We start from the raw sequence: 22,203 nt of genomic DNA on the forward strand, positions 1-22,203 counted from the left end.
GCGCGGCCGGAAACGGGGCGCTAGTGGCTGCGCACCAGGATCACGGTGATGTTGTCCGAACCGCCTCCATCCAGCGCCGCCGCGACCAGGCTGTCCACGCATTCCTGGGCGCTGCAGTCGCGCTGTGACAGCACGTTGGCGATGCCGCTGTCGTCGACCTCCTCGGTCAGCCCGTCGCTGCAGAGCAGCAACTGCATGCCCGGTCGGAGCTCGCCGGTCAGGGTTTCGACGTTGAGGTTGCGCGGGTCGGTCACGCCCAGCGCCTGGGTCACGACGTTGCGATGGGGATGGCTGCGCGCCTGTTCCTGGGTGATCGCACCGGTCGCGATCAGCTCCTGCACGTAGCTGTGGTCCTGCGAGAGCTGGGCCAGCTGGCCGTCCCGGTACAGGTAGACCCGGCTGTCGCCGACCCACGCCACGTCGAATCGCTGGCCGGTGACGCGCGCTGCCACCACCGTGGTCCCCATCGGCAGCGCTTCGTCGCGCTTGCGCGAGGTACGGATGATTTCCTCGTCGGCGATGCGGATGGCCTGGTCCAGGGGGGTGCCGTCGCGAACCTCGCGGACGATTGCCTCCCGCGCCAGTGCGCTGGCCACCTCGCCGTACTCGTGCCCGCCCATACCGTCGGCCACAAGCCACAGCCCAAGCTCGCTGTCGCCGTAGTAGGTGTCCTCGTTGAGGTCGCGGCGCAGGCCCGGGTGGGTGAGGTGTCCGAATTCGATCATGCCGCGATCATGCCCTGTCTGCGCCCGCGCGTCATGGCGCTGCCCGGGTGGATCCACCGAAGCTGCAGGGCATTGGACGGCACCCAGGACCGGGGCTCCAGCCTGGATCCAATGGCGGGGCGCAGTGAACCCCGGGGCGCCGCATGCGGAGGGATTGGCCCGTGTCGCCGGCGTCAACCCGGGCCCGGGCTGACGCCCGAGTCGGGGGTCCCCGGGTCTACTTCGCCCTCGTCGCGCCAGTCCCGCAGCTCGGACATCATCGCGCGCCCGGCGTCAGTCAGTGCCGGCGTTTCGCTGTTGGTGACCAGACCTCGCCTGATCAGGCCAAGTCGGGCGTAGGCATCCACCGGCTCCCCGGAGGTTCCGATCTTTTCAAGCAGGCACAGCAGGCCAAGGTCTTCCAGGGGCATCGCCGGGCGGGGCATCTTCTTGTTCTTGTTCGCCGCAGAGGCTCCGGAGGGTAAGCATCCAGCGTCAAGGCAGGGTGAGCAGCCGCGCCAAGCACTCGATTCAGGGGACCGTGGGCGTGTACCGCAGTCGGCCAGCGGCGGACGACGCGGCCGGCAAAAGTCAAAGGGGCTGCGCTTGCGCGCAACCCCTTGATTTCGTCGCTGTATGTGGCGGAGAGGGGGGGATTCGAACCCCCGAGGCGCTATAAACGCCTGCCTGATTTCGAGTCAGGTACATTCAACCGCTCTGCCACCTCTCCGGTGCCCGTCCAGCCTGCGTGCGGCCGGGCGGGGCGCGCCATGATACGGGCCGCGTCGCAGGTGGACAAGACGCATCGCGGCGACTCCCGGCGGCTGGCGGCGTCGGCGTTAAACTTCGCGATCCCGTCCAGGAGTGCGCTGCCCATGTCCGAAATCCTCGTGCCCGTGTCGTTCGGCGAGTTGCTGGACAAGATCTCGATCCTGCAGATCAAGTCCGAGCGGATGAGTGACGAAGCCAAGTTGGCCAACGTCCGCAACGAACTGTCGGCGCTGGAGAAGACCTGGATGTCGCATGCGGCGGCCAGCGTCGACATCGTCCGCCTGCGCGCCGACCTCAAGGCCGTCAACGAGCGGTTGTGGGTGATCGAGGACGACATCCGGCTCAAGGAGCGGGCGCAGGCGTTCGACCAGGAGTTCATCCAGCTGGCACGCAGCGTCTACATCGAGAACGATGAGCGGGCCCGCATCAAGCGCGACATCAATGTCGAGTTGGGCTCGGCGTACGTCGAGGAGAAGTCGTACCAGGACTACCGGGCCGGCGGCGCCCCCGCTGCCTGAGCTGGGGCATCACGTATCCCGCTGGGTCGGGTGATCGCGGGCGGCGGCCGTGTCGGCGTACACCGGTTCGCGCAGCGGCAGCAGCAACTTCTGCATGAACGTCGGTTCGTGCGGGCCGATGCCGGTTTGCGCAACCGGCCCGGCCGAATACGTTCCGAAGAGCCGGTCCCAGACGATCGCGTTGCAGCTGTAGTTGCTGTTGCTGTCGTCGAAGACGCTTGAATGGTGGCGTCGATGGTGCGCGCTGCTGGTGACCAGCCAACGCAACCCGGGCGTGTCGGTATGGACGTTGGCATGGACGATTGAGGCGTTGACCACCAGCAGCGTGGTGGCGCCGGCCGCGGCCTCGGCGCCGCCGCCCAACAGCGCGGTGATCAGCAGTGCCGGCAGCGCCAGGAACAGAACCTCGAGCGGGTGCGTGGCCCCCGCGTTGAGGGCGTGCATGTTCTGGTAGGCGTGGTGGAAGCCGTGGCCGCTGATGCGCCAGAAGACGCCCGAGCCGTGGATCGCGCGGTGGATCCAGTAGTAGATGAACTCGCTGGCGAAATACAGCAGCACCACCTGCGCCAGCAGCGGCCATCCGTTGGGCCACAGTGCCAGGCCCCATGCGTCGCGCGCTTGGGCGAGGGGGGGTGCGAGCAGCCAGCCGTAGAGGGACAGCACCAGGCCGAGCACCACCAGCGTCGCCAGGTAGACCGCTGCCAGCCCCAGCTTCTGGCGCAGGGTCTGCCGCCAATGCGGCATGGCGGGCGCGCGGGCTTCCAGGATTGCAAGTACGGCCTGGGTGGCGATGAGCGCGACCAGCGCCGCCTCTTCGCTCCTGTCCAGCACCCACCACACGGCAAGGGCGCCCACCAGCAGTACCGGGTGGGTCAGCGTTTCGATCCAGGGGTGGCGGCGTGGGGTCATGGCGTGTGCAAGGGTGGAGACGGGCATGGCAGCCGAACGATGCCGCGTGTGGGATGCCCGGTCATGGGCCATCAGTCGCAGTGACGCCTGCCGTCGTCGCCGCCGGGCACCTGCCTTGGCAGCGCATCCCGGGTGGCTGGGCTGCCTGCGCGTGCGGTCAACCCATGAGCGGCGCTTACCCTCAGGCCGCCAGTGCGTAGGCGGCCAGCGCCGCGGCCAGGACGGCTACCGTCGCGGCGATCAGTGCCAGTTGCCGCGACCGTTCCAGTGCGGCCAGCGCCAGTTCATGACGGGCCAGCGTGCGCTCCAGTTCGCCTGCTCCCTGCCGCAGCGAATGCAGGGTGTTCTGCATTTCACCGGCCAGCGCATGGATGGCGTCGGCGTTCTGCGCCGCCGCGTCCTGCAGTTCCTTGATCTGCTGCGGCACCAGGGCGGCGGCCTTCGCATCGTCGCCGCGGCTGCGCGTGAACATCGGCCGTGCCGCCTTGATGATTTCGGGGAGGAACGGGGCAACGACACTGAACCAGGCGGACATCGGGAGCTCCTTGGAGGGGGCGCTGCAGGGGCGGCGGGCCGGATGGTCCGGATCAACCGTGGTCGTGACGGTAACGCTCGAATGCCGCCACCGCATCGTCCACGGTGACCAGGTCCATCACCCCGTCGTATTCGATCTTGCTGCCCCACTTGAGCGCGTCGGCCCCGCGCCCCCGGTAGGTTCGGGCGGCGTCGTCATAGCGGTCCACGCAGTAGCGACGGTCGGAGTAGGGCCCGCTGCGCGCCGGGTTGCTGGCGGCGTGCAGGCCCAGCACCTTCGTGCCCATCGCGTTGGCGATGTGCATCGGCCCGGAGTCGGGGGTGACCAGCAGGTCGCCGCGTGCCAGCAGCGCAGGCAGCTGCTTCAGGGTGTCCTTGCCGACCAGGTCCAGCACGGGCTGGTGCATGGCCGCGATGATCGCGTCAGCCGTCCGGCGCTCCAGTTCGCTGCGGCCGCCGCACAGCACCACGCGCCAGCCTGCCCCGGCGGCATGGTCGGCCAGGGCGGCGTGGCGTTCGGGCCGCCAGTTGCGCAGCGCGTGGCTGGAGCACGGCGAGACCAGCATCGTCCGGCGTCCGTCCTCCGGCCACTGCGCCCGCGCCCACTCGACCGCCGCGGAGGGCACCGGAAGGTCCCAGCGCACGGTGTCCTGCCGCAGGCCCAGCGGTTCGCAGAAGCTGCCGATGGCATCCAGCACGTGGATGCCGGGGCGTTCGGGGATGCGTTCATTGATGAACAGCCCATGGCCGTCCTTCGACCGACCGCGGTCGTAGCCCACCCGCCGGCGTGCGGGTATGAAGGCCGACAGCAGGTTGGCCCGCGCGGCCACCTGCATCTGCAACAGCGCATCGAAACGCCGGCCGCCGAGCGCGCGCCGCACCCCGCGCATGCCGGCAAGTCCGCTGCGTTTGTCGTACTCGATGAAGTCCACCCCCTCCAGTCCGTCCAGCAGCCTGTGCTCACCCTTGCCGATGACCCAGGCCAGCCGCACCCCGGGCCAGGCGGACTGCAGCGTGCGCACCAGGGGCACCACGTGGGTGACGTCGCCCAGCGCCGACAGACGCAACAGGCAAAGCGAGTCGGGCGCGGGTGCCGGCGCGGATGGATGGCGGGTTTGAATTGCTAGACTCCGGGCGATGACGGGGTATGACGCGACAGAAGGCTTGACGCCATTCCGCGATGACAGCGGCTACGGCGCGATTCTGTTCGACCTGACGCGGGTGCGGCAAGCCAGCGCGGACTGGTTCTCCCCGGCGTATTGGGGCGAGCGCGCCCGGCCGGTCGACAGCGGAGGGCGCGGTGGCGCTTGGTTCGTCGAGACCCCGTTCGGCCCCGCGGTGCTCCGTCGCTACCTGCGCGGCGGACTGGTGGCGCAGGTCAACCGCGACCGCTACCTGTGGCGGGGCAGCAACCGGACGCGGTCGTTCGCCGAGTTCCGGCTGATCCGCGCCGTCGCCGAAAAAGGCGTGCCCGTGCCGCGCCCGATCGCCGCCTACTACCGGCGGGTGGGCCTGCGCTACCAGGCCGCGATCCTGCTGGAACGGCTCGACAACGTGCGCTCGCTGGCCGACCGTGCCAGCGTTGCCGGTGATGGTGCGCCGTGGGAGGAAGCCGGGCGGTTGATCGCGCGCGGCCACCGCGCCGGGCTGGACCACGCAGACCTCAACGCCCACAACCTGCTGTTCAATCCGGCGGGGCAGGGCTGGGTGATCGACCTGGATCGCGGCGAGCTGCGCATCCCCGCCACCGGCTGGCGCGAGCGCAACCTGGCGCGCCTGCGCCGCTCGGTGCTGAAGCTGCGTGGCGACCGCACGGCCGATGCCGTGGAGCGCGATTTCGCCCGGCTGCGCGGCGCCTACGATCGCATCTGGGAACGGGGCTACTGATGGCCTGGCAGTTGCGCATGCAGGGCGCGGGCAGTGCCTCGGCCGTCGAGCTGGGCTCGGCCATGGCGACGATCGAGCGTGACGGCGCGCCGTGGCTGACGATCGACTGCGGTGGCGAGGGCCTCACCGCCTACCTGGCGCATTACGGCGAACCGCCCCGCGCGGTTTTCGTCACCCATACCCACCTGGACCATGTCGCAGGCTTCGAGCGGCTGTTCGTGGAGAAGTATTTCCAGGCGGCGCGCCGGGGCCACACCCGCCTCTACGTGCCGGCGCCGCTGGTCCCGTTGCTGCACCAGCGCGTCGGCGACTACCCCAACGTCCTTGCCGAGGGCGGTGCCAATTTCTGGGACGCGTTCCATGTGATCCCCGTCGGCGATGCGTTCTGGCATGACGGTGTCCGGCTTGAGGTGTTCCCGGCACGCCATCACTGGCCGGATACGGCGTTCGGCCTGCGCCTGCAGGGCAGCCTGGTGTGGACCGGCGACACCCGGCCGATCCCGGAGGTGCTGGCTCGATTCGCCGGTGCAGGCGAGCTGGTCGCGCACGATTGCGGGCTGGTGGGCAACCCGTCCCACAGTGGCATCGAAGACCTGGAACGCGAGTACCCGCGCGAGCTGCTGGACCGCTGCGTGCTGTACCACTACGCCAGCGCTGCCGACGGGCGGGCGCTGGCGCAACGCGGCTACCGCGTGGCCGAGCCCGGCGCCACGCTCGCGCTGGACGACCCCACCGCACGACGGGCCGACCCGGCATGAGCCTGCCGCGCCGCCTCACCGGGCCCGGGCTGGACGCCGGTCCGCGGGACCGTCTCGGCCGCCCGTTGCGCGACCTGCGGTTGTCGGTGATCGAGGCCTGCAATTTCCGCTGCCCCTATTGCATGCCGGCCGACCGGGTCGGTGACGACCACGGGCTGGATGCGGCCTCGCGCCTGTCGTTCGACGAGATCGAAACGCTGGTGCGCGGGTTCGCCCGGCTCGGCGTGAACAAACTGCGGTTGACCGGGGGCGAGCCGCTGCTGCGCCGCCATCTCGCCCGGCTGGTCCAGCGGTTGGCGGTCATCCCCGGCGTGGACGACATTGCCCTGACCACCAACGGAAGCCTGCTGGCCGGGCAGGCACGCGCGCTCCGGGACGCCGGGCTGGGGCGGATTACGGTCAGCCTGGACACCCTGGACCCCTCCCGGTTCGCCCAGTTGTCGGGGGGGCGCGGTCGGCTGGAGGACGTGATGCGTGGCCTCGACGCGGCGGTCGATGCCGGGTTCGGGCCGATCAAGCTCAACTGCGTGGTGCAGCGGGACGTCAATGACGAGCAGGTGCTGCCGCTGGTGGCGTTTGCCCGGGAGCGCGGCCACGTCATGCGCTTCATCGAGTACATGGACGTCGGCACCTGCAACGGCTGGCGGCGCGATCGCGTCGTGCCCTCCGCCGCGCTTCGCGACACGATCGATGCGCGCTGGCCCTTGCGCGCGCTGCAGCCGCACTACCGGGGCGAAGTGGCCGAACGCTACGCCTTCGTCGACGGCGGTGGCGAGGTCGGTTTCGTCAGTTCGGTCACCGCGCCGTTCTGCGGCGACTGCCACCGCGCCCGGGTTTCCGCCGACGGCACGCTCTACACCTGCCTGTTCGCCGGCTCCGGCCAGCCGCTGCGCCCGCTCTTGGCGGGCGGGGACGTTGCATTGTCCGACCACGTCGGGGGCCTCTGGCAGCGGCGTGCCGACCGTTACAGCGAAGAACGCGACTCTCCGCTGGCATCGAGAAGGCACGTGGAGATGTTCCTGGTGGGCGGATGAGTCGGCTGCCCGGGCGACGCCCGCCCATGTTCCCGCGTTCCCATTCCCTATCGACCGGAGTGGGCAGATGCACGCCTGCCGGACCGACGTGAAGACCCTCCCGACCTCGCCCGTCGAGCGCGAGCAGGCGTTGCTGACCGATCCGGTCCGCGCCTCGCGCGAGGCCCTGGACGAACTGCTGGCGGACGACTTCCTGGAAATCGCCTCGACCGGTCTGAGCTTCGGCAAGGCCGCGGTGCTCGATCGATTGCCGCAGGAGGCCGGATCCCACGTTTTCGAAGCCTGGGGGTTCACCGAGCATGCCGTGGCCGAGGGCATCGTGCTGGTGACCTATCGCGCGGCCGTAGCGCGCTCCGGAATCCGGATTTCGTCGGTGCGGGCCTCGCTGTGGCGCCGGGAGGCGTCCGGCTGGCGGATGGTGTTCCACCAGGGAACGCCGCTGCCCGATGGCGCTACCATCTGATCCCGTTCCACGACCGTCCCGGCATGCCACACAAGACGCCCCTTCCTGGCCTCACCCACCTCGACGCGCACGGACACCCGGCGATGGTCGACGTAACCGGCAAGGCCGTCACCGCGCGTGAAGCTCGCGCCGAGTGCCGGGTGGCGTTTCCGGCCGAGGTCGCCGCGAAACTGCGCGAATCGGGCCTGCGCAGTGCCAAGGGGGGCATCGTCGATACCGCGGTGATCGCCGGCACCATGGCGGTGAAGCGAACGCACGAGTTGATCCCGTTCTGCCATCCGCTGCCGATCGACGGCTGCCGCCTCTCGGTGAAATGGGATGGCGATGACGCGCTGCGGATCGAGTGCAGCGTGCGCACCACGCATCGCACGGGGGTCGAGATGGAGGCACTCACCGGCGCGACCGTCGCTGCGCTGACGGTCTACGACATGTGCAAGGCGCTGTCGCATGACATCGTGCTGGGCCCGGCACGGCTGCTGGCCAAGCGTGGGGGGCGGCACGACGTCGGGCCCGCGCCATGAGCGTCCGGGTGGCCGTGCTGTATTTCGCCAGCCTGCGCGATGCCGCGGGCTGCGGGCGCGAGGAGGTGGCGACCGATGCCGCCGACCTGGCCGCTCTCTACCGCGAGCTTAGCGAGCGACACGGGTTCGTGCTGCCGATCGATCGCCTGCGCGTCTCGATGGGGGATGCGTTCGTGGACTGGGGCGCGGTGCCCCTGGAGGGCGCGGAGGTCGCCTTCATCCCGCCGGTGTCGGGGGGCTGACCGGTGCCCGTGTTCCGACTCTCGGAGACCCCGTTCGACACCGGCACGTTGCGGTCCGCGCTGCTGGACGAGCGCGTTGGCGCCTACGCCGGCTTCGAGGGTTGGGTGCGTGACCACAACGAAGGCCGCGACGTGGACGGCCTGCGCTATGAGGCCCACGCAACCCTGGCGCTGGCCGAAGGCAGGCGCGTGATGGACGAGGCCCTGGCGAAGTACGGGATCATCGAGGCCCACTGCGTCCACCGGGTCGGCGAACTGGCCATTGGCGAGCTCGCGGTCTGGGTGGGGGTCACGGCTGCGCACCGGGATGCCGCGTTCGCCGCGTGCCGGTTCGTGATCGACGAGGTCAAGGCGCGCGTGCCGATCTGGAAGCACGAGCGTTACCGCGACGGCGACGCGGGCTGGCTGCACCCCGCGCAGGACCGCTGAACGCCGGCGCGCCGTGCACGCGGCAGTAGGGTGGCTGTCAAAAGGCGGCGACCCCGCCGGCTGGCCTCGGCACCCGCGTCGATCGATACCGTTGCTGCCTTCCGGCCCTGGCGGAGTTTTCGACCTAGCGTCGCGAGGGGCCGACGGGGCCACCATAGGACGGCGCGATGCGTGATCGCGTCTGCGACGGTGGCATTCAGGCCACGTCGCGGAAAACTGGCGGAGAGAGGGGGATTCGAACCCCCGAAGCGCGGTTTAGACGCTTACACACTTTCCAGGCGTGCTCCTTCAACCACTCGGACACCTCTCCGGACCGCACGGCACGCTATGGGCGCGCCAGCGGGCCGCAAAGTCTAGTCCCCGCCGCCCGCGGCCACAAGGCGCGCGGCTGAATCGCGTTCGGACTGGTGGGAAGGCAAAGGGCGACGGCAGGGCACGCCGGCCGGCAACAGGCGACATGGCACAATGCCGGCCTGCCGACAGGCGGCGGCGCGGGCACTCGCGCGCGCGCCGGCCCGGCACGCTCCGCTCTACTGAAGGGTCCGATGTCCTACCTCGTCCTTGCACGCAAATGGCGCCCCCGGCGCTTCGCCGAACTGGTGGGCCAGGAGCACGTGGTCCGCGCGCTGACCAACGCGCTCGACAGCGGCCGCCTGCACCACGCCTTCCTGTTCACTGGCACCCGCGGTGTGGGCAAGACCACCATCGCGCGGATCTTCGCCAAGTCGCTCAACTGCGAGCAGGGCACGTCGGCCGAGCCGTGCGGCGAGTGCGGCGCCTGTCGCGACATCGACGCCGGGCGGTTCATGGACCTGCTGGAGATCGACGCGGCCAGCAACACCGGCGTCGACGACGTGCGCGAGGTGATCGAGAACGCGCAGTACATGCCGGGCCGCGGCCGCATGAAGGTGTACCTGATCGACGAGGTGCACATGCTGTCGAAGGCGGCGTTCAACGCGCTGCTCAAGACGCTGGAAGAGCCGCCCGGGCACGTGAAGTTCCTGCTGGCCACCACCGATCCGCAGAAGCTGCCGGTCACGGTGCTGTCGCGCTGTTTGCAGTTCAACCTCAAACGGCTTGACGAAGCCCAGATCAGCGGCCAGATCGAGAAGATCCTTGCCGCCGAGGGCATCGCCGCCGAGCCCGGTGCGGTGCGCCAGCTCAGCCGTGCCGCCGACGGCAGCCTGCGCGACGGGCTGTCGCTGCTCGACCAGGCCATCGCCTACACGGGTGGCGACCTCGCCGATGCCGCGGTCGCGACCATGCTTGGCACCGTCGACCGTACCCGCGTCGGTGCGCTGCTGCAGGCACTCGCCGCCGGCGACGGCAGAGCGTTGATGGACGAGGTCGCCGCCCTGTCGGAGTTCTCGCCGGACTGGGCCAGCGTGCTGGACGCCCTGGGTGAGGCGCTGCATCGCGTGCAGGTGCGCCAGCTCGTCCCCGGGGTCGCGGTGGAGGACGAGGGCGTGGATGTCGGGGCGCTGGCCGCGGCGTTGCGTCCCGAGGTGGTGCAGCTCTGGTACCAGATGGCGCTGCATGGCCGCCGCGACCTTCCGCTGGCACCCAGCCCGCGCTCGGGGTTCGAGATGTGCGTGCTGCGGATGCTCGCGTTCCGCCCCGCAGGTGGCGACGACGTGGCCCGCGTGCCGGACCCGCAGCGCGCCATGGCGCAGGCAAGCGGCACGGCCCAGTCCGGCGCGCCCCCGTCGCCTGCCGAAGTGGCGGGCGCTGCGCTCGATGCAGGGCCGGAAACCGATGCTGAGCCCGCTGCGGCGCTGGAGCCAGCGGTCCCGGCCAGCAAGCGGCGGGCCGAGGCCACACCCTCGCGCGGAGCTGCGCGGGCGCCGACCACCGGGCTGGCCCCGCCGATCGTGCCGTCAACCACGCCTGCTGCCCTGGAGCCGGCATCGTCGCCAACGGTTGGCACCGCGGCACCCTCGGGTGGCCTGGACGGAATCAGGCTCGCCGATATCGACGACTGGCATGCGCTGCTCGACAGCGGCGCGTTCAAGGGACCGGCCAAACTCCTGGCCGAACACGCCGGTTTCCTGGGTTTCCACGCCGGCGTGCTGCGACTGAGCCTGCACGCATCGGACGAGCACCTGCGGACCGGCCCATCGGTACGGATGCTGGGCAATGCACTCGCCATCGCCCTGGGTACCGAGCCACAGCTTCGTTTCGAGGCCGGGACCGAGGCGGTCGAGTCGGTGCGCGACCGCAACGAGCGCGTGCGCGACGAGCGCCAGAGCCAGGCCGAAGCCACGTTCATGGCCGATCCCGATGTCCAGCGGCTGATCACCCGGCACGGTGCCCGCCTGGTACCCGATTCGATCCGACCTCTCGACGGCGCCTGAGCGCGCCGCAAGCCCCCTCAACCGACCTAGGAACCCACGCCATGCGCGGAAACATCGCCCAACTCATGCAGCAAGCGCAGAAGATGCAGGAAAACATGCAGCGCGCGCAGGAAGAGCTGGCCCAGCTTGAAGTCACCGGCAACGCCGGTGGCGGCATGGTCAACATCACCCTCACCGGCCGCATGGAGTGCCGCAAGGTGCGCATCGACCCCAGCGTGCTCGCCGACCCGGAGATGGCCGAGGACCTCGTTGCCGCGGCATTCAACGATGCCGTCAACAAGGCCAACGCCGCGGCGCAGGAGCGCATGGGTTCGGCGACCGCCGGCATGCAGCTGCCCCCGGGCATGAAAATGCCGTTCTGAACGACCGGCGCCAGCGACAGCACTGATCCTTGCCGAACGGACACGTGCCCCCCCGCGCTCCGGTCCGTCGCGGGATGAAGGTTCCAGCCCCCGGTCGACTCGAGCCCGATCACCGCGATCCCCGCCCCTACTTCCCGGTTCCCCGCGCGACCCCATGTCCCTCCTCGAACAATTGATCGACGCGTTCCGTGTCCTGCCCGGGGTGGGGCAGAAGTCGGCGCAGCGCATGGCCTACCACGTGCTCGAACGCGAGCGCGCGGGTGGCCGCCGGCTGTCGGAGGTGCTCGCCGCCGCGGTGGAGCGGATCGGCAACTGCGCGCGCTGCCGCGACTTCAGCGAGGCCGACGTCTGTGCCACCTGCGCCAGCGCGGCGCGCGACGTGCACCAGCTGTGCGTGGTGGAGTCGCCCGCCGACAGGTTGGCGATCGAACAGGCGACCGGCTACGGCGGGTTGTATTTCGTGCTGCAGGGCCGGCTCAGTCCACTGGACGGGATCGGCCCCCGCGAACTGGGGCTGGATCGGCTCGCGGGCCGGCTGGCCGAGGGCGAGGTGCAGGAGCTGATCATCGCCACCAACCCGACCGTCGAAGGCGAGGCGACCGCCCATTACCTGGCGCAGATGGCGCGCAAGCACGGAGTGCGCCCGAGCCGGCCGACCCACGGCGTGCCGTTGGGCGGGGAGCTGGAGTACGTCGACCGCGGGACGTTGTCGCACGCGTTCGGCAGCCGCAGCGAGATGCCGGGCTGATCGATCGCTACCCCGTACACCACGCAAGGAGAGACGCATGGGCGAGACCATCTTCGACCGGATCATCCGCCGGGAAATCCCTGCCGACATCGTCTTCGAAGACGAGCACCTCATCGCGTTCCGCGATATCGCGCCGCAGGCGCCGGTGCACGTGCTTTTCGTGCCCAAGACCCCGATCCCGACCCTGGACGACCTGCAGGCCGACCAGGCCGCCATCGTCGGCCGACTGGCACTTGCAGCGGCCGACTACGCGCGGCGCGAGGGCTTTGCCGATGACGGCTACCGGGTGGTGATGAACTGCAACGAACACGGCGGCCAGACGGTGTTCCAGATCCACCTGCACCTGCTGGCCGGTGCGCCCTTGGGCCGGTTCGGCACCGGCGTCCCGTAACCGGCTCGCGGTCCACGAGCGAGGCGTCGAAAGGGTTCAGCCGCAGGAAGCTCTCCTACGGCTTCATCACCACCAGCCCCACCATGGCCAAGGTGCCGGTCGGGTGATCACGTCCACCTGCTCGCGCACCGGCCACAGGTAGACGATGTCGGCTTCCACGCGCGGGAAGCGATAGTCGTAGCCGCCGATCTTGCGTGTCTCGTAGGCGGCGATGCGTCCGGTGAAGGTGACCTCCCGGTTGACCTCGAACACCGCCGGGTCGTAGAAGCCGGTGCGGCACGCGATGAACCGGCCCCCGGTGTCGTCGCTGGCCCAGTACGGACGCGCGGTGACAGTCAGGCGGGTGGAAATCATCTCGAAGCAGGTGCGATTGGGCTGCGGCTCGACACGCACGATGCGGCCGCCCCATCGCACCAGTGCGCCGGTACGGTCGGCTTCGGCCGCCTCGCGGGGGGTGATCTGGGCGAACTCGCCCTGGAGCGGCGGCGGCTGCGATGCGCAGGCGGCCAGCACGACCATGGCGGCAATCGCGGTCAGCGGGGTTCTCATCGGCGGTCTCCGTTGGGTGGGGCCGGTTGCGGGCGGGACGGCCGGTGCGCACGAAGCCGGCGCACCAGGTCCCGCGAGGCGTCTCGACCCGGGGTATGGGCAGCGTAGCGCCAATTGCTCAACTCTTCGCTGAGCGCGTTCAGTTCGGCCGCCTGGTGGGGCCGTGCGCGACCCACCCGGGCAGCCCAGTCGCGCGCGGTTTCGTGGGGCGGCCGCTCCAGGCCGAGCCGTGCATAGCGTTGGCCCAGTGCATGCCAGGCGCGCAGCACCGGATCGGGTTCGCGCTCCCCGCGCCGGCTCAGCCACGCCATCCATAACAGGGCTATGGCCGCGACCAGTGCGAACAGGGCCGCCAGTCGCGAACCGTCGAGGTCGCCCAGCCCGAGCGGACGGAACATCTGGCGCTGCCGGTTGGCGTCGAAACCCAGCACGAAGTCGTTCCAGCCGCGCCGCATCCAGTCGGTCATGTCGAGCATCGGCGCCAGCCCGCGGGCGTCGCCGAACAGGCCGCCGGCCCCGCCGGCGCGGTCATCGATGGTGTCGTAGATGCGTTCCGGTGCTACCGCCGCGGTCGGGTCCACCCGTACCCAGCCGGGTCCTTCCAGCCAGACTTCCGCCCAGGCGTGCGCATCCAGGCGCCGCACCACCCAGTAATCGCCGAAGCGGTTGTAGTACCCGCCTGTGTAGCCGGTAACGACGCGGGCAGGGATGCCGGCCGCGCGCATCAGTACGACGAACGACGAGCTGAAGTGCTCGCAGAACCCGGCCTGCTCGTCGAACAGGAACTCATCGACCGAGTGCCGGCCAAGCAAGGGGGTGCCCAGCGTGTAGGCGAAGTCGCTGCGGATCCAGGCCATGGCCCGCTCGACGATTGCCACGTCGTTGGCACCGGCCTCGCGGCGCCACCGGCGCGCCAGCGCGAGCGTGCGCGGGTTGAACCCCTCTGGCAGGTGGAGCGCCGCGCTGCGCAACACGCGGCGCAGCTCGGGCTCGTATCGCTGCGGGGGCGCGGACTGGATGCGCCAACGGGTCAGCGAAGTAAGAGCACGCCGGACGTGCAGCCCGTGGTCGAGTGACAGCCGCGCGCCCTCCGGTGCAGCCAACGGCAGATCCAGCGCCACCAGCTGGCGTTGTTCGGTGGGTTCCAGTTCGATGCGGTAGTCCCAGCGCACCGCCCCGGGCTCCATCGGCGCTGCCGGGAGGCCGCGGAACCAGCCGGGCTGGGTCCATTCGCGGCCGTCGAAGTCCCACAGCACCGGGCCGCGCCAGTACATCTGCTGTCGATCCGGGGTTTCGCCGAAGAACTGCACCCGCAAGGCGGGCGAGTCGTCGCTCATCAGGTCGATCCATTCTCCCGGCCGCATGGTGTCCGACAGGCCGGTCCGCGCCAGCGAGCGCTCCGGCACACCCCACAGCGGCGTGGACAGACGCGGGAACAGCCAGAATGCCGCCAGCGCGAGGGGCAGGCCGATCGCCATCAACCGGCCGATCGCCAGCAGGCGGTGGCGCAGCTCCGCCGGCCTTCCTGTCTCGCCCGACTCCAGGTCCGCCAACCTCGACAGCGCCAGCAGCACGACCACGGCGGCGAGCAGGCCCAGCGCGAGCGGCACCGGACCCTGGTCCAGCAGGAACGCCGCGAAGGGAGCGAACAGTGCAAACCCCAGCAGGCTCCGCGCGTCGCGCAGCTGGAATGTCTCTGACGGCTTGGCCGCCAGCATCGCCGCCAACAGCGCCGAGCCGCTGTCCCGGCCCAGCGAGAACCCGGTCAGGTTGAACACGATTGCGAGCAGGGCCAGCGTGAGCAGCAGCCGCAACGGTGCCGGCAGGGGTTTCTTCCACGACAGGCCGGTGATCACGACCGCGGCCGTGGCGATGGTCAGGCCGATGGCCTGGGGCAGCTGCAGCAGCAGCGGCAACAGCCCCGCAGCGGCGGCGGCCACCACCCCGCGCCGGGTGGCGGCATCCAGCGGAATGGACGGGCGCGCGTCAGCCATGGGGCATCAATGCCAGTGCACGCAGGCAGCCGTGGCGATGTGCCGGGCCGTGGTCCGGCCCCAGCACGGGCACGCCCGGCAGCCACAGGCGGTACCGGCGTCCATCACGCTCGGCTTCGTCGACCCACCGTGCCAGGCGGGCGATGCGGTCTTCGTGTGGCAGGCCACGAAGTTCGCGCCAGTCCAGGACGACGTCTGCGCCCTGCGGCTGCTCGTACTCGCGCACCAGCAGGGTGTCGCGCCGCGCCGATGGCTTCCACGCGATTGCGCGCCGGCTGTCGCCCGGGCGGTAATTGCGCAGGTGGTGGAGCTCGTCGCCGCTTGGATGGAGCCGGGCCTGGACCTGGTCCCCCCGGCCCGCGGGCAGCGGCGGGCCGGACACCTCGGGCCGGGGGTAGACCAGCACGGGATTCTCGGGCCACGCATAGGCCCAGGCCCGGGCTAGACCGAGCGGACGGGTGGTCCAGACCTGCAGGCGCGGCAAATCAAGCCAACCCCGGTGGGACGTAGGCAGCGGGAGGTCGGCCTCGCCATGGCTCGCGGCAAGGCTGAGGCGCGCCGCATCGGCTTCGGGCGCGCCGTGACCCCATGCAACGCCAAGGCCCCGTCGCGCGCGATCAGTGGAGGCCCGCGCATGCACGCGCACGGTCATGGGCCTGCCCGCGGAAACGGGCTCGGCATCCACGGCGGTGATCTCAAGGCCGCTCAGCTGCAGCTGGGCGGCGATCAGGCTGGCCAACCCGGCGCCGGCCAACAGCAGCCCCAGCAGCAGCGCCGGGTTGTTGTTGTAGTTGAGCGCGCCCAACAGCATCGCTGCCAGCAGCACGCCATAGAACAGGCCGAACCGCGTCGGCAGGACGTACACGCGCCGCCGGTCGAAGCGCGCCGGCAGCGGCTCGGGGTTGCGCGGCCGTGCCCAGGCCAGCATCCACCGTCGAACGCTCGCGATCGGCGAGGCGACCATGCCGGAAAGGGCGTCGCGCGCGGCCCCCACCCGGTCAGTCCACCGGCACCGCGTGGAGGATCGCCTTGGCGAGGGTCGCATCGCTCCCGGCGTCGGCATCGGCCACCAGGCGGTGCGCGGCGACCGCGCCGAACAGCGCTTGCACGTCCTCGGGCACCACGTGCGCGCGTCCGAGCAGCAGCGCATGTGCCCGTGCGGCCCTCAGCAATGCCAACCCTGCGCGTGGTGACAGCCCGACGCGCACCCCGGGATGCTTGCGGCTGCGCCCAAGCAGGGCCTGCACGTAGTTGACCAGCGCATCGCTGGCGTGCACCGCCTGCACCGCCCTGCGCGCCTCGCGGACCTGCTCGACGTCCAGCAGAGGTCGGGTGCCGGCGATCAGGGCGCGCCGGTCGGTGCCGGCCAGGAGGTCGCGTTCGGCCTGCTCGCCCGGGTATCCCAGCGCAAGCCGCAGGAGGAAGCGGTCCAGCTGCGAGTCGGGCAGCGGATACGTGCCGGACAGGTCGACCGGGTTCTGGGTGGCAATCACGAAGAACGGGTCCGGCAGCGGATGGCTGGTGCCGTCCACGGTGACCTGGTGTTCGGCCATCGCTTCCAGCAGGGCGCTCTGCGTGCGTGGCGGCGCGCGGTTGATCTCGTCGGCCAGCAACACCTGGGTGAACACCGGCCCCGGATGGAATTCGAAGCGTCGGGCCTGTGGGTCGAACACCGAGACCCCGACCACGTCGGCGGGCAGCAGGTCGGAGGTGAACTGCACCCGTTGGAAGTCCAGCCCGAGGGTGGCGGCCAGCGCGTGGGCGAGGGTGGTCTTGCCCAGCCCGGGCAGGTCTTCGATCAGCAGGTGGCCGTCCGACAGCAATGCCACGAAGGCCAGCCTCACCTCGGTGGGCTTGCCCAGCACCAGCGAATTGACCTGCGTCTGCGCGCCGTCAAGGGCGGTGCGCAGCGTGTCGGGTAGCATTCGCGCGGTCGAAGGGGATGCCGCCATCGGGTGGGTCTCCTTTTTGTCCACTTCGAGTGTAGCGAGGTCGCCCGTCCCATGCGGAACGAGTCGGTGGCGCGGCGTACCTTCTGGACGCTGTTCGTCGTAGTGCTGCTGGTCAAGGCAATGGTGGCGGCGCGGCTGCCGTTGTTCGTGGACGAAGCCTTCTATTGGCTCGAAGGCCAACGGCTGGCCGCGGCCTATTCCGACCTGCCCGGGCTGACCGCCTGGCTCACGCGGCTGGGCGTCACCCTGGGCGGGGACCATGCCATCGCGGTGCGCTTGCCGTTCCTGGTGCTCGCCTCGCTGGTCCCATTGTTGGTGGTGCGTATCGCTTCGCGCGAGTTCGACGCCCTTCGTGGATGGCAGGCGGGCAGCTTCGCGCTGCTGCTGCCCCTGTCGGGCACGCTGGGGCTGATGGCGCTGCCCGACGCGGCGCTCGCGCTGGCCACGTTGCTATGCATGGATGCGGGTGCGCGGCTGCTGCGCAACGTCACCGCCGGGGCGGCGTTGGAGCTGGCGCTTGGCCTGGCGATGGGCGCGCTGAGCCATTACCGCTTCATCGCGGTGATCGGCGTGGGTTTCGTCGCGCTGTTGCTGCTGCCGGACGGTCGCCGGGTACTCCGGGACGTGCGCGTCTGGACCGCGATCGCGTTCGGGGCCGCGGCGTGGACGCCCCTTATCGTCTGGAACCTGGACAACGCCGATGCCGGGTTGCGTTTCCAGCTGGTCGAGCGGCACCCCTGGGCCTTCCACATCGAAGGGTTGTGGTTCATCGCGGTGCAGGCGCTGCTGGTCACCCCACTGCTGTTCGCAGCACTCGCGCTGGCGGCCTGGCGTGGCCAGCGCAGTACGTTGCCGGCCTCCCGCTACTTCGCGTTGCTGGGTGGCCTGCTGGTGTTGGGGTTCTTCGTCCTTGGCTTCTTCGCCGACACCGAGCGGGTGAGCTTCCACTGGCCGCTACCGGGCTACATGGCGCTGCTGCCGCTGCTGCCGCTGGTGCTGTCGCAGTGGCCGCGCTGGCTGCGCGGGCTGAACTGGGTGACGGCGGCCGCCGGGCTGGTATTGACCCTGGGCTACTACGTCGCGGTGTCGTTGCCTGAAGTACGTGCGCGCACCGCTGCCGAGAAGTGGTACCCCTCCAACTTTGCCGGGTGGGATGCGTTGGCCGAGGCGGTGCGCGACGAGCTGGGCGACATGCCGGACGGGACGCACGTGGTCGCCGACAACTTCAAGGTCGGCGCCGAGTTGGGCTTTGCCCTGGGAGATGCGTCGATCAAGGTGCTGGACCATCCGCTCAACCACCGCCACGGGCGTGCGCCGCAGCTGCGCCTGTGGGGCCTGGAAACGAAGGGAAGGGAGGAGTGGGGCGAGGCGCCTGTCCTGCTGGTCGCAGGCGTCAGCGAGGTCCAGTACAAGAACCTGCTGCTGCACTACCACGCGCTGTGCAAGGCGGTGGGCCCGTTGCCGCCTCCGCGGGTGTTGAATGTCGATCACGGGCGCCAGCGCTTCCTGCTGTTCCGGCTGCAGGGTCGGCCGGCTCCCGGGCCGTGTGTGGCGCCGGCCATGGCATGGATCGACCGCCCGGCAGGCGATGCAAGCGTCGGCCGCAGGTTCGAGCTGGAAGGTTGGGCGTTCAAGGAAGGGGTCGGTATCGAACGCGTCGAAGTGCTGCTGGACGGCGCGCTGGTAGGCGACGTGGAATACGGCCTGGACAGCCCGGGCGTGGCGAAGTTCTGGCGGACGTCGCAGGACCCCCAGCACCCCCTCGTGGGAATGCGTGGCACCGTCGATCTGGGTGATGCGGCGCCCGGCCGCCACTGGTTGGGCCTGCGGCTGCATGGTAACGACGGCAGCGTCGAGGACTGGCCCGACCAGCCTATCCACGTGGACGCGGACGGCAGCACTCCCTGACAGCGGAATGCGTGGCCTAGGGCACGCGGAAACCGGCTTCCCGCAAGTGCCGCGCGGTGGCGATCAGCGGCAGGCCGACCAGGGCGGTCGGATCGGAGGTCTCGATCGCCTCGAACAGCCCGATCCCCAGCCCTTCGCACTTGAAGCTGCCGGCGCAGTCCAACGGCTGCTCGGTATCCAGGTACCGCTCGATCTCATCGGGCAGCAGGTGGCGAAAGCGGACCACGGTCAGGTCGGTCGAATGCAGGGACTGCAGGTCCCCCTCGGGCGTGGCGCGGGAGAGGCACTGCGCGGTGTAAAAACGTGCCTGCCGGCCTGACAGGGCCTGCAACTGGGCGACGGCGGCGTCCCGCCGGTGCGGCTTGCCCAATGCGTGGCCGTCCAGTTCGGCGACCTGGTCGGATCCGATCACCCAGGCGCCCGGGTTGGCGCAGGCCACCACCTCCGCCTTGGCCCTGGCCAGGCGGTCGGCCAGCGTGGCGGGGGGCTCACCCTCCCGCGGGTCCTCGTCGACACCCGGGGACTGGACTTCGAATGCCTGCCCCAGCCGGGCCAGGAGATCCCGACGGTAGGGAGAGGTGGATGCCAGGATGAGGCGCGGCTGGCGCGTGCAGGGAGCCATGGGGACGGAGCGCGGCGCGCCTAGGCGGCTGACGTCGACGTGCGCGCCTGCTCGATCCGCTTCAGCTGCTGGTCGATGCGCAGGCGCGCGGCCTCGATCTCGCTTCGCACCTCGTCCAGCTGGGCGATGCTGGCGTTGTCGCCGTGGTCCCGCAGCCAGAGTCGCTGGCGGAGCATTTCGCGCATGGCGTCGCGCACCGGGTCGCCGGCGTGCTCGCCGGCAACGGCCTCGATTTCCTCGCGCGCCTGCCGCAACCGGTGCTCCAGGGCGTCGGCCGCATCCAGGACCCCGCGCACCGCCTGCTGCCGGCGCCCGCCGCGTCGGCGCAGGCCCCACAGCAACAGGCCCGCGAGCACGGCCAGGGTCAGGAACACGAGCGTGAGGTCCACGGCATCCACGGCTGGGAATGGACGGCCAGTCTGCCGTGCGGCCCCCACGCGGGCAAATCGCCCGCCGACCGCCGGCCCGCAAGGGTTTCAGGTTTGACAGGGGGCGGGGCGGTCCTTACCATTCCCCGGCTTATGTCAGCCGATGTGCCACGCGCTCCTGCCGCACCCCATGACGCGCTCGATGTCTGGCGCATGGTGTCGGCCCGCCGGCGCGTAGAGGGTCGGCTGCCGTTGTCGGCGCTGCCCCGGTTGGCCGACAGCCTGGCCGACACCCGTGGCGAGGTCGTTTTCACGCTTCAGTTCGATACCGACACCTTCAAGGTGCCGTACGTGGAGTTGCAGGCCGAAGCTTCGCTGCCGTTGCTGTGCCAGCGATCACTGCAACGGTTCGAGTTGCCGGTCAGCATCGGGCAGAGGCTGGGCCTGATGCGCGACGAGGCCGACGAGGCCGGGTTGCCGCCCGGCTACGAGCCGCTGCTGGTGCCGGAGGATGGCATGGTGCGGACGGTCGACCTGGTCGAGGACGAATTGATCCTCGCGGTCCCGGTCATCCCGGTGGCACCGGGGACCGAGGCGATGGAACGCGAATGGCCCGCGACGGAAGAAGAAGTTGAACGCGTCAACCCGTTCGCGGCGTTGGCGGCCCTGAAAGACAAATCGAAGTAGCGCCCCCGGGTCCTGACCACCCGGATTTTCCTTGGAGCAAGACCATGGCTGTCCAGAAATCCCGCGTCTCCCCGTCCAAGCGTGGCATGCGTCGTTCGCACGACGCACTGTCGTGCAAGCAACTGGCGACCGATCCCACGACCGGTGAGACCCACCTGCGCCACCACGTCACCGCCGACGGCTACTACCGCGGCAAGAAGGTGATCGACACCAAGTCGCAGGTTGCCGACGAAGAGTAAACCTTCGTCTATCGCGCGCGACCGCAGGGCGGCCGCGCGCTGCCGCGGTGCCCGGTCCGTGGCACCCGCGGTGGTCGCATCCCTGTCGCAACCGCGGCACGGTGTCACCCCGGCTGACGGGGTCTTTCTGTCCTGGGGAGTGGCGGGTTCGTGCCGCGCGCGGCCTGGCTCCGGCCGGTCCCGGCCCGGATCCGGCCCCGGACACCTGACGCGGGAACCCTGATGACCGATCGCGCTGCTGCTGCATCCTCCGTTCCGGCTGGCGGCATCTATGCCCGCATCGCCGGTACCGGTAGCTACCTGCCCGAGCGGGTGCTCACCAACGCGGAACTGTCGACGCGGGTCGATACCAGCGATGAATGGATCGCCGCCCGCACCGGCATCCGCCAGCGCCACGTTGCCGCCGAGGGCGAGACTACCGGCGACCTCGCCTACCACGCTTCGGTCCGCGCACTGGAAGCCGCCGGCGTCGATGCGTCCGAGCTCGACCTGATCGTGCTGGGCACCACCACCCCGGACCTCATCTTCCCCTCCACGGCCTGCCTGCTGCAGCACCGCCTGGGCGCCAACGGCTGCCCGGCGTTCGACGTCAATGCCGCCTGCTCGGGCTTCATCTACGCATTGACGATCGCCGACAAGTTCATCCGCTCCGGCGCTGCGCGCACCGCGCTTGTGGTCGGCGCGGAAACGCTCACGCGCATGCTCGACTGGACCGATCGCGGTACCTGCGTGCTGTTCGGGGACGGTGCCGGCGCCGTGGTGCTCAAGGCCGACACGGAAACCGGCATCCTCAGCACCCACATGCACGCCGACGGCGGCAAGAAGGAGTTGCTGTGGAACCCGGTGGGTGTGTCGGTCGGGTTCAAGCCCGAGGAGCACAATGCCGGCGTCCGCGTGCTGATGATCGGCAACGAAGTGTTCAAGCATGCGGTCAAGGCGCTGGACTCGGTTGTCGAGGAGACCCTGCAAGCCAACGGCCTGGACCGCCACGACATCGACTGGCTGATCCCGCACCAGGCCAACCTGCGCATCATCGAGGCGACCGCCAAGCGGCTGGACATGCCGATGGAGCGCGTGGTGGTCACCGTCGACAGGCATGGCAACACCTCGTCGGGCTCGGTGCCGCTGGCGCTGGACGAAGCGGTGCGGTCGGGTCGGGTGCAGCGCGGCCAGCTACTGCTCCTGGAAGCATTTGGCGGCGGCTTTACCTGGGGCTCGGCGCTGGTCCGCTACTGAGGCTCCAGCGATGTCCATGCGCT

27 protein-coding genes, 2 tRNA genes and 1 other RNA gene are annotated in these 22,203 nt (G+C 70.2%); 16 read left to right on the forward strand and 14 right to left on the reverse strand.

Annotated elements, in window-relative coordinates:
• Nucleotides 1–20: 20 nt before the first annotated feature.
• The 3 genes from ACJQWL_RS13050 to ACJQWL_RS13060 all read right to left on the reverse strand — a co-directional run bounded on the left by ACJQWL_RS13050 (nt 21) and on the right by ACJQWL_RS13060 (nt 1,434).
• On the reverse strand, nt 21–725 hold the full coding sequence (locus tag ACJQWL_RS13050) for a PP2C family protein-serine/threonine phosphatase (protein ID WP_330969762.1): 705 nt from the start codon (nt 723–725) through the stop codon (nt 21–23).
• A 173-nt stretch (nt 726–898) separates the two neighbouring features.
• Nucleotides 899–1,150, reverse strand: coding sequence for a hypothetical protein (locus ACJQWL_RS13055; RefSeq protein ID WP_330969761.1), 252 nt, complete (start codon nt 1,148–1,150; stop codon nt 899–901).
• A 193-nt stretch (nt 1,151–1,343) separates the two neighbouring features.
• Nucleotides 1,344–1,434: transfer RNA gene (locus ACJQWL_RS13060), tRNA-Ser, on the reverse strand.
• A 145-nt stretch (nt 1,435–1,579) separates the two neighbouring features.
• On the opposite strand from ACJQWL_RS13060, the gene ACJQWL_RS13065 reads away from it, so the two are divergent.
• Complete coding sequence (locus tag ACJQWL_RS13065; RefSeq protein WP_330969760.1) at nt 1,580–1,993, forward strand: DUF6165 family protein; 414 nt, start codon at nt 1,580–1,582, stop codon at nt 1,991–1,993.
• 9 nt (nt 1,994–2,002) lie between these two features.
• Here ACJQWL_RS13065 and ACJQWL_RS13070 read toward each other — a convergent pair whose 3' ends face one another.
• The 3 genes from ACJQWL_RS13070 to ACJQWL_RS13080 form a co-directional block, all read right to left on the reverse strand.
• A complete protein-coding gene (locus tag ACJQWL_RS13070) occupies nt 2,003–2,902 on the reverse strand; it encodes a sterol desaturase family protein (RefSeq protein WP_411300946.1) in 900 nt (299 codons plus the stop codon).
• A gap of 181 nt (nt 2,903–3,083) precedes the next feature.
• Nucleotides 3,084–3,437 carry a hypothetical protein gene (locus ACJQWL_RS13075; protein ID WP_330969758.1) on the reverse strand — a complete coding sequence of 118 codons (354 nt, stop codon included), beginning with the start codon at nt 3,435–3,437 and terminating at the stop codon, nt 3,084–3,086.
• A gap of 52 nt (nt 3,438–3,489) precedes the next feature.
• Nucleotides 3,490–4,557: a glycosyltransferase family 9 protein gene (locus tag ACJQWL_RS13080; protein ID WP_330969769.1), complete on the reverse strand. Its 1,068-nt coding sequence runs from the start codon at nt 4,555–4,557 to the stop codon at nt 3,490–3,492.
• 16 nt (nt 4,558–4,573) lie between these two features.
• Here ACJQWL_RS13080 and ACJQWL_RS13085 point away from each other — a divergent pair, with 16 nt between their 5' ends.
• The 7 genes from ACJQWL_RS13085 (at nt 4,574) to ACJQWL_RS13115 (ending at nt 8,770) form a co-directional block, all read left to right on the forward strand.
• Nucleotides 4,574–5,323, forward strand: a complete 750-nt coding sequence (locus tag ACJQWL_RS13085) for a 3-deoxy-D-manno-octulosonic acid kinase (protein ID WP_330969757.1) — start codon at nt 4,574–4,576, stop codon at nt 5,321–5,323.
• Nucleotides 5,323–6,081, forward strand: a complete 759-nt coding sequence (locus ACJQWL_RS13090; RefSeq protein WP_411300947.1) for an MBL fold metallo-hydrolase — start codon at nt 5,323–5,325, stop codon at nt 6,079–6,081. The genes ACJQWL_RS13085 and ACJQWL_RS13090 overlap by 1 nt, the downstream gene beginning before the upstream one ends.
• Nucleotides 6,078–7,115: a GTP 3',8-cyclase MoaA gene (gene moaA, locus ACJQWL_RS13095; RefSeq protein WP_330969768.1), complete on the forward strand. Its 1,038-nt coding sequence runs from the start codon at nt 6,078–6,080 to the stop codon at nt 7,113–7,115. The genes ACJQWL_RS13090 and moaA overlap by 4 nt, the downstream gene beginning before the upstream one ends.
• A gap of 67 nt (nt 7,116–7,182) precedes the next feature.
• Nucleotides 7,183–7,578 (forward strand): nuclear transport factor 2 family protein, encoded by a 396-nt coding sequence (locus tag ACJQWL_RS13100; RefSeq protein ID WP_411300948.1) that lies wholly within the window; start codon nt 7,183–7,185, stop codon nt 7,576–7,578.
• Nucleotides 7,579–7,601: 23 nt separating this feature from the next.
• Nucleotides 7,602–8,099, forward strand: coding sequence for a cyclic pyranopterin monophosphate synthase MoaC (gene moaC, locus ACJQWL_RS13105; RefSeq protein ID WP_330969755.1), 498 nt, complete (start codon nt 7,602–7,604; stop codon nt 8,097–8,099).
• On the forward strand, nt 8,096–8,341 hold the full coding sequence (locus ACJQWL_RS13110) for a MoaD/ThiS family protein (RefSeq protein WP_330969754.1): 246 nt from the start codon (nt 8,096–8,098) through the stop codon (nt 8,339–8,341). Before moaC ends, ACJQWL_RS13110 begins: the two co-directional genes overlap by 4 nt.
• Nucleotides 8,342–8,344: 3 nt before the next feature.
• Nucleotides 8,345–8,770 (forward strand): molybdenum cofactor biosynthesis protein MoaE, encoded by a 426-nt coding sequence (locus ACJQWL_RS13115; protein ID WP_330969753.1) that lies wholly within the window; start codon nt 8,345–8,347, stop codon nt 8,768–8,770.
• Between the two features lie 50 nt (nt 8,771–8,820).
• Here the strand turns inward: ACJQWL_RS13115 and ffs are convergent.
• Both ffs and ACJQWL_RS13125 read right to left on the reverse strand, forming a co-directional pair.
• An RNA gene (ffs, locus tag ACJQWL_RS13120) (signal recognition particle sRNA small type) lies at nt 8,821–8,917 on the reverse strand.
• A 70-nt stretch (nt 8,918–8,987) separates the two neighbouring features.
• Nucleotides 8,988–9,080 (reverse strand) — tRNA-Ser (locus ACJQWL_RS13125).
• Between the two features lie 235 nt (nt 9,081–9,315).
• Here ACJQWL_RS13125 and dnaX point away from each other — a divergent pair.
• The 4 genes from dnaX (at nt 9,316) to ACJQWL_RS13145 (ending at nt 12,625) form a co-directional block, all read left to right on the forward strand.
• Nucleotides 9,316–11,124, forward strand: a complete 1,809-nt coding sequence (gene dnaX, locus ACJQWL_RS13130) for a DNA polymerase III subunit gamma/tau (RefSeq protein WP_411300949.1) — start codon at nt 9,316–9,318, stop codon at nt 11,122–11,124.
• 41 nt (nt 11,125–11,165) lie between these two features.
• Complete coding sequence (locus ACJQWL_RS13135) at nt 11,166–11,486, forward strand: YbaB/EbfC family nucleoid-associated protein (RefSeq protein WP_330969139.1); 321 nt, start codon at nt 11,166–11,168, stop codon at nt 11,484–11,486.
• 154 nt (nt 11,487–11,640) lie between these two features.
• Entirely contained in the window at nt 11,641–12,234 is a 594-nt protein-coding gene (gene recR, locus ACJQWL_RS13140) for a recombination mediator RecR (RefSeq protein ID WP_330969138.1), read from the forward strand.
• A 37-nt stretch (nt 12,235–12,271) separates the two neighbouring features.
• Nucleotides 12,272–12,625 carry a histidine triad nucleotide-binding protein gene (locus ACJQWL_RS13145; protein ID WP_330969137.1) on the forward strand — a complete coding sequence of 118 codons (354 nt, stop codon included), beginning with the start codon at nt 12,272–12,274 and terminating at the stop codon, nt 12,623–12,625.
• A gap of 66 nt (nt 12,626–12,691) precedes the next feature.
• Here ACJQWL_RS13145 and ACJQWL_RS13150 read toward each other — a convergent pair whose 3' ends face one another.
• The 4 genes from ACJQWL_RS13150 to ACJQWL_RS13165 are packed head-to-tail and all read right to left on the reverse strand — an operon-like array spanning nt 12,692 to nt 17,120.
• Nucleotides 12,692–13,174: a Slp family lipoprotein gene (locus ACJQWL_RS13150; protein ID WP_330969136.1), complete on the reverse strand. Its 483-nt coding sequence runs from the start codon at nt 13,172–13,174 to the stop codon at nt 12,692–12,694.
• Nucleotides 13,171–15,168, reverse strand: coding sequence for a transglutaminase TgpA family protein (locus ACJQWL_RS13155; protein ID WP_330969135.1), 1,998 nt, complete (start codon nt 15,166–15,168; stop codon nt 13,171–13,173). The genes ACJQWL_RS13150 and ACJQWL_RS13155 overlap by 4 nt, the downstream gene beginning before the upstream one ends.
• Nucleotides 15,161–16,132, reverse strand: a complete 972-nt coding sequence (locus ACJQWL_RS13160) for a DUF58 domain-containing protein (protein WP_411300952.1) — start codon at nt 16,130–16,132, stop codon at nt 15,161–15,163. The genes ACJQWL_RS13155 and ACJQWL_RS13160 overlap by 8 nt, the downstream gene beginning before the upstream one ends.
• Before the next feature lie 34 nt (nt 16,133–16,166).
• On the reverse strand, nt 16,167–17,120 hold the full coding sequence (locus ACJQWL_RS13165) for an AAA family ATPase (protein WP_330969134.1): 954 nt from the start codon (nt 17,118–17,120) through the stop codon (nt 16,167–16,169).
• 51 nt (nt 17,121–17,171) lie between these two features.
• On the opposite strand from ACJQWL_RS13165, the gene ACJQWL_RS13170 reads away from it, so the two are divergent.
• On the forward strand, nt 17,172–19,028 hold the full coding sequence (locus ACJQWL_RS13170; RefSeq protein WP_330969133.1) for an ArnT family glycosyltransferase: 1,857 nt from the start codon (nt 17,172–17,174) through the stop codon (nt 19,026–19,028).
• Between the two features lie 16 nt (nt 19,029–19,044).
• On the opposite strand, the gene ACJQWL_RS13175 is transcribed toward ACJQWL_RS13170, so the two are convergent.
• The gene (locus ACJQWL_RS13175) at nt 19,045–19,650 is read right to left on the reverse strand and encodes a Maf family protein (protein ID WP_330969132.1); all 606 of its coding nucleotides are present in this window, start codon (nt 19,648–19,650) and stop codon (nt 19,045–19,047) included.
• A 20-nt stretch (nt 19,651–19,670) separates the two neighbouring features.
• Nucleotides 19,671–20,039, reverse strand: coding sequence for a hypothetical protein (locus ACJQWL_RS13180; protein WP_330969131.1), 369 nt, complete (start codon nt 20,037–20,039; stop codon nt 19,671–19,673).
• A 132-nt stretch (nt 20,040–20,171) separates the two neighbouring features.
• On the opposite strand from ACJQWL_RS13180, the gene ACJQWL_RS13185 reads away from it, so the two are divergent.
• The 3 genes from ACJQWL_RS13185 to ACJQWL_RS13195 all read left to right on the forward strand — a co-directional run bounded on the left by ACJQWL_RS13185 (nt 20,172) and on the right by ACJQWL_RS13195 (nt 22,180).
• Nucleotides 20,172–20,705, forward strand: a complete 534-nt coding sequence (locus ACJQWL_RS13185) for a YceD family protein (protein WP_330969130.1) — start codon at nt 20,172–20,174, stop codon at nt 20,703–20,705.
• A 44-nt stretch (nt 20,706–20,749) separates the two neighbouring features.
• Entirely contained in the window at nt 20,750–20,944 is a 195-nt protein-coding gene (gene rpmF, locus ACJQWL_RS13190) for a 50S ribosomal protein L32 (protein ID WP_330969129.1), read from the forward strand.
• A 222-nt stretch (nt 20,945–21,166) separates the two neighbouring features.
• Entirely contained in the window at nt 21,167–22,180 is a 1,014-nt protein-coding gene (locus tag ACJQWL_RS13195) for a beta-ketoacyl-ACP synthase III (protein ID WP_330969128.1), read from the forward strand.
• Nucleotides 22,181–22,203: the final 23 nt, after the last annotated feature.

This window comes from Novilysobacter viscosus (assembly GCF_046600715.1).
Taxonomy (GTDB): Bacteria; Pseudomonadota; Gammaproteobacteria; order Xanthomonadales; family Xanthomonadaceae; genus Lysobacter_C; species Lysobacter_C viscosus.

Bases quoted from the DNA above. Each gene is read 5' to 3' on its own strand.
- ACJQWL_RS13050 (WP_330969762.1), bottom strand. From the start codon at position 725: ATGATCGAATTCGGACACCTCACCCACCCGGGCCTGCGCCGCGACCTC.
- ACJQWL_RS13055 (WP_330969761.1), bottom strand. From the start codon at position 1,150: ATGCCCCGCCCGGCGATGCCCCTGGAAGACCTTGGCCTGCTGTGCCTG.
- ACJQWL_RS13065 (WP_330969760.1), top strand. From the start codon at position 1,580: ATGTCCGAAATCCTCGTGCCCGTGTCGTTCGGCGAGTTGCTGGACAAG.
- ACJQWL_RS13070 (WP_411300946.1), bottom strand. From the start codon at position 2,902: ATGACCCCACGCCGCCACCCCTGGATCGAAACGCTGACCCACCCGGTA.
- ACJQWL_RS13075 (WP_330969758.1), bottom strand. From the start codon at position 3,437: ATGTCCGCCTGGTTCAGTGTCGTTGCCCCGTTCCTCCCCGAAATCATC.
- ACJQWL_RS13085 (WP_330969757.1), top strand. From the start codon at position 4,574: ATGACGGGGTATGACGCGACAGAAGGCTTGACGCCATTCCGCGATGAC.
- ACJQWL_RS13090 (WP_411300947.1), top strand. From the start codon at position 5,323: ATGGCCTGGCAGTTGCGCATGCAGGGCGCGGGCAGTGCCTCGGCCGTC.
- moaA (WP_330969768.1), top strand. From the start codon at position 6,078: ATGAGCCTGCCGCGCCGCCTCACCGGGCCCGGGCTGGACGCCGGTCCG.
- ACJQWL_RS13100 (WP_411300948.1), top strand. From the start codon at position 7,183: ATGCACGCCTGCCGGACCGACGTGAAGACCCTCCCGACCTCGCCCGTC.
- moaC (WP_330969755.1), top strand. From the start codon at position 7,602: ATGCCACACAAGACGCCCCTTCCTGGCCTCACCCACCTCGACGCGCAC.
- ACJQWL_RS13110 (WP_330969754.1), top strand. From the start codon at position 8,096: ATGAGCGTCCGGGTGGCCGTGCTGTATTTCGCCAGCCTGCGCGATGCC.
- dnaX (WP_411300949.1), top strand. From the start codon at position 9,316: ATGTCCTACCTCGTCCTTGCACGCAAATGGCGCCCCCGGCGCTTCGCC.
- ACJQWL_RS13135 (WP_330969139.1), top strand. From the start codon at position 11,166: ATGCGCGGAAACATCGCCCAACTCATGCAGCAAGCGCAGAAGATGCAG.
- recR (WP_330969138.1), top strand. From the start codon at position 11,641: ATGTCCCTCCTCGAACAATTGATCGACGCGTTCCGTGTCCTGCCCGGG.
- ACJQWL_RS13145 (WP_330969137.1), top strand. From the start codon at position 12,272: ATGGGCGAGACCATCTTCGACCGGATCATCCGCCGGGAAATCCCTGCC.
- ACJQWL_RS13150 (WP_330969136.1), bottom strand. From the start codon at position 13,174: ATGAGAACCCCGCTGACCGCGATTGCCGCCATGGTCGTGCTGGCCGCC.
- ACJQWL_RS13155 (WP_330969135.1), bottom strand. From the start codon at position 15,168: ATGGCTGACGCGCGCCCGTCCATTCCGCTGGATGCCGCCACCCGGCGC.
- ACJQWL_RS13160 (WP_411300952.1), bottom strand. From the start codon at position 16,132: ATGGTCGCCTCGCCGATCGCGAGCGTTCGACGGTGGATGCTGGCCTGG.
- ACJQWL_RS13165 (WP_330969134.1), bottom strand. From the start codon at position 17,120: ATGGCGGCATCCCCTTCGACCGCGCGAATGCTACCCGACACGCTGCGC.
- ACJQWL_RS13170 (WP_330969133.1), top strand. From the start codon at position 17,172: ATGCGGAACGAGTCGGTGGCGCGGCGTACCTTCTGGACGCTGTTCGTC.
- ACJQWL_RS13175 (WP_330969132.1), bottom strand. From the start codon at position 19,650: ATGGCTCCCTGCACGCGCCAGCCGCGCCTCATCCTGGCATCCACCTCT.
- ACJQWL_RS13185 (WP_330969130.1), top strand. From the start codon at position 20,172: ATGTCAGCCGATGTGCCACGCGCTCCTGCCGCACCCCATGACGCGCTC.
- rpmF (WP_330969129.1), top strand. From the start codon at position 20,750: ATGGCTGTCCAGAAATCCCGCGTCTCCCCGTCCAAGCGTGGCATGCGT.
- ACJQWL_RS13195 (WP_330969128.1), top strand. From the start codon at position 21,167: ATGACCGATCGCGCTGCTGCTGCATCCTCCGTTCCGGCTGGCGGCATC.